This is a genomic window from Thiolapillus sp. (assembly GCF_048562965.1).
GTDB lineage: Bacteria > Pseudomonadota > Gammaproteobacteria > Chromatiales > Chromatiaceae > Thiolapillus > Thiolapillus brandeum_A.
Genome location: NZ_JBHNMF010000649.1, coordinates 1 through 1,707, shown reverse-complemented (window position 1 = coordinate 1,707; position 1,707 = coordinate 1). Strand labels below are relative to the sequence as shown.

General features: G+C 52.0%; 2 protein-coding genes. Both read left to right on the top strand.

All coding sequences use genetic code 11. From position 1 onward, the window contains the following. The first annotated feature begins 63 nt into the window (after positions 1-63). On the top strand, positions 64-420 hold the full coding sequence (locus tag ACOCD2_RS18800; RefSeq protein WP_419625896.1) for a hypothetical protein: 357 nt from the start codon (positions 64-66) through the stop codon (positions 418-420). A gap of 119 nt (positions 421-539) precedes the next feature. Beyond that, on the top strand, positions 540-1,574 hold the full coding sequence (locus tag ACOCD2_RS18795) for an AraC family transcriptional regulator (protein ID WP_293650208.1): 1,035 nt from the start codon (positions 540-542) through the stop codon (positions 1,572-1,574). Positions 1,575-1,707: the final 133 nt, after the last annotated feature.

The window sequence follows — 1,707 nt, the reverse complement described above, 5'->3', positions numbered from 1 at the left end:
TCCACCTCCTCGAGCAGCGCGCGTTCCATTTCTGAGGGCGGCTGCAAGCGTGTCTTCGGCCTCGTGATAGATTTTGGGACATCCCAGTCCCCAAAATCGACTCGGCCTTTGACAACCTATTTGTGCCCCAGCCGTCCTGGTCACCAAGCACTACGCAACAACTTCGCAAGCTCGTTGCTGCTCCGTACTTGGCTCCCAATGACTGGACGCCGCGTTCGGAGGCCTACTTTGTTTTCCCTCTGGCGCAAGGCACGCCGGGAAAACAGTGCGGCCTCGCGGCTACTGGGGTCTACCAGCCTTCGCTTCGCTCTCCATGGCTGGCAGCGATCGGTTTCCTCCGTGGCTTCATCACATTCCAGCTCGAAACTGGGGCTGTTTTCAACTTTGATCCTGCACATGATTTTGCCTCCGGCTGTTTGAATTGCAGTGAGTCTAGCAATCATTGAAGGCATTGCCATTTACAAAACGCGCCAATAACTTGACGCACATGGGGTATTGTGCGATCTTACGGTAACCTTTTGATGTAGCGCATAATCTTCATGCCTCTGAGCCTCTATTCCCCCATGCTGGACCTCATGGTTCAGGTCGCCAGATCCTATGATCTGGATACCGAATCACTGATGAAGGAGCATGGCATTAATCCCCAGCTGGTCAGCGATCCCAATGCACGTTTTCGCATGGAGCAGGTGAACGCTTTCTATGCTCATGTCGCTGAACTGATCGACAACCCGAACTTCGGACTCAAGGCAGCCCAGTTCTGGCATCCTTCTCAAATGGGCGCTCTGGGTTACGCCTGGCTGACGAGTGACACCCTGCGGGCGGCATTCAAACGCTATGCCCGTTTCGTCAAAGTTGTCAGCGACGCCGTGCAACTGGAGGTGACGGAAGACAACGATGAAGTATCGTTGCAGTTCAAGTTCGTGCAGGAAGAGCTGTCACAGAAATTCCGCATCGACGGGGCGCTGGCTACCCTGATGGTCATGGTTCGCGCCAATGCAGGTGCCGACTTTCATCCCAAAACCGTGTCTTTCATCTTTGATGAGCCCGAAGATACCGGGCCTTACTACGCACTGTTCCAAAGCCCGCTGGTCTTCAATGCACCTGCCAACCGTTTCACGATCACATCCGAAGAAGCGGATGCACCCCGCTCATGTTCCAATGTACAACTGTCTAAGCTCCACGATCAGTTCATGCAGGAATACATTGCCAAGCTTCATGAAGACAACATCATCGAACGGGTAAAACTGGCAATCACAGAGGAACTGCCCTCGGGCAACATTTCCGATGCTATCGTGGCTGAAAGGCTGTTTCTGACTGAACGCACGCTGCAGCGGCTGCTGCAGGAAGCCGGCACAACTTTCAAGAAACTACTGACCGAAGTGCGCATCGACCTGGCTGACAATTACATCCGGGACAGTAACCTGTCACTGAATGAGATTTCATTCCTGCTGGGCTTCTCTGAACTGAGCTCCTTTTCCCGCGCGTTCAAACACTGGAAAGGCAGTTCACCCCGAAATTATCGCCAGATGAATCAAAAACTAGAGTTTAGAGTTTCAGAGGAGAAAAACCACTAAAAATCTCAAAAAATAGTTGACATAGCAAGGATCATAGCGTTGCCGCATGCCTTGCATGCCTTCATTTGAAAATTTAAAGAAAGGCATGCAAGGCGCGGCCTTCTCAGAAGAGAAATCAACACAAACTTCTGGA

What these genes read in the sequence shown, in the direction of transcription:
- ACOCD2_RS18795 (WP_293650208.1), top strand. Translation starts at nt 540, where the DNA reads ATGCCTCTGAGCCTCTATTCCCCCATGCTGGACCTCATGGTTCAGGTC.